General features: G+C 58.2%; 2 protein-coding genes. Both read left to right on the top strand.

Annotation, left to right across the window (positions count from 1 at the left end; genetic code table 11):
• Nucleotides 1-935 (top strand): FumA C-terminus/TtdB family hydratase beta subunit (locus NKI41_RS32990; RefSeq protein ID WP_352687216.1); only part of this gene is annotated, 935 nt, incomplete at its 5' end.
• A gap of 457 nt (nucleotides 936-1,392) precedes the next feature.
• The gene (locus NKI41_RS32985; protein ID WP_352687213.1) at nucleotides 1,393-1,890 is read left to right on the top strand and encodes an Lrp/AsnC family transcriptional regulator; all 498 of its coding nucleotides are present in this window, start codon (nucleotides 1,393-1,395) and stop codon (nucleotides 1,888-1,890) included.
• The last annotated feature ends 98 nt before the right edge of the window (nucleotides 1,891-1,988 follow it).

Raw genomic sequence — 1,988 nt, 5'->3', positions numbered from 1 at the left:
CAATGCTGCTTGCCAAGGAGGCCATGAACGAACCGATCGACATGTCGGAACTGATCGCCAGGGGGCCGTCAAGCGCGGAGGAGGCGCTGCGGATCGAGCTTTATCAAAGAATTAACGCGCTAGGCATCGGGGCTCAGGGCCTAGGCGGCCTGACCACGGTCGTTGACGTCAAGGTTGCTACCTATCCTACACATGCCGCGTCCAAGCCCGTCGCGCTCATTCCACAATGCGCGGCCAACCGGCACCTGAAGTTCACTTTGGACGGAACAGGGCCGGCACAGCTTCAGCCGCCCAACCTTTCCGAATGGCCCCAGATTAGTCAAGAGGACTTGCACACAGCCGGCGTCCGACGGGTCAATCTCGATGCGCTCACCAAGGAAGAGACGGCATCGTGGCGCTGCGGGGAAACCCTTCTTTTGTCGGGGAAGATGCTGACGGGCCGTGACGCCGCCCACAAGCGAATGGCCGAACTGATCGATGCCGGCAAGCCGCTCCCCGTCGATCTGCAGGGACGGATGATCTACTACGTCGGACCCGTCCGCGCAGTGAGGGGCGAGGTCGTCGGACCGGCCGGCCCGACGACCTCAAGCCGGATGGACGGTTTTACTGAGAAAATGCTCGCCGAAACTGGGCTCTTCGCGATGGTCGGCAAAGCCGAGAGGGGCCCGGCCGCAATCGCGTCGATCGTCAAACACAAAACGCCCTATCTCATCGCAGTCGGTGGTGCCGCCTATCTGATTTCAAAATCGATCAGGGCGGCACGAATTATTGCCTTTGAAGACCTGGGCATGGAAGCGATCTATGAATTTGAGGTCCAGGACATGCCGGTCATCATGGCTGTCGATGTTGAGGGAAACTCCATTCATAATTCCGGGCCGCTTGAGTGGCGTAAGCGCATGGCGGCCGACAGCATCGCCCGCAGCATCGGCGTCTGAGTCCGCCGGCTGCGCGAATCCGGCCAGACTCCCGCTCGGATTTTGGGCCGCATCGGTAACACAGGTCAGCTCTCGGCGAGCCAAAAGAAAGGCTTTCAAGTCGCTCTCGATGCCAAACGCTCAGTGTAAAGACTGCTTCGACCTGCCGTTCTTACGATCGACGCTCAGGGTGCTGTCTAGGGGTGCCATTCGGGTGAAGCACCGGAGACACCAAAAAGATGCGCCATTCATTTACGAGGAGGCCGCCGACAGGCGATCGTCCAAATGCGTCATCGCCCGTTTGGGGGCTGGGGCAATACCCCAACTGCTTGGATCGTTCTCAGTTCCCTGGCTTCTACAACCTCGCCGTGAGCAGCAGGCCGAGGACTAATGACGCCCACTACATTCGCCCGCTTCAATTAATGATGGAATTGGTTGTGCTAATGGACTGTCGACCACCCCTTGAGAGCAACAGATCATGAAGTCGAAACCAAATCCTGTGCAACTAGACACTTGGGATATCCGGATTCTCTCAGAGATCCAGTCAGATGGTCGGATTTCGAAAAGCGAGCTCGCAAAGCGTGTCCACCTTTCTGCGTCGGCCTGTTCGGAGCGGCTCCGTGTGCTCCAAGCCGCGGGCATCATTGAGGGGTTCTACGCGCGACTCAGTCCAGCCCTCATTGGGGGCATCATCTCTATAATGGTGGAGGTGGTTCTGGATCGCCACCGTCTCGAGGACCAACGGCACTTCGAGACTGCGATCCAACAGATTCCGGAAATCCTGGACTGCTGGGCCCTCGGGGGGCGGATAGACTATTTAATGCGGGTTTCATCTCCTTCCATGGCTGCGTATCAGAATTTCATGGAGGAATTGCTGCAGGCAGGCTTGGGTATCGAGCAATACTACAGCCTTGTCGTGACGAAACCAGTGAAATCCAACTCACCGATTCCTCTGTCCGCCTTGAGGCAACGGTAAAGCTGGCCGACGGCAGGATCGTGGATGGCGTTACCCTATCGCGAAGGGAAATCGAGTGTCTGAAGTGGGCGGCTCGCGGAAAGACGGCGTGGGAGATC

Origin of the sequence: Mesorhizobium sp. M0601, assembly GCF_040320845.1 — a bacterium.
Classification (GTDB): domain Bacteria; phylum Pseudomonadota; class Alphaproteobacteria; order Rhizobiales; family Rhizobiaceae; genus Mesorhizobium.
This window is presented reverse-complemented; position numbering and strand designations above follow the sequence as displayed.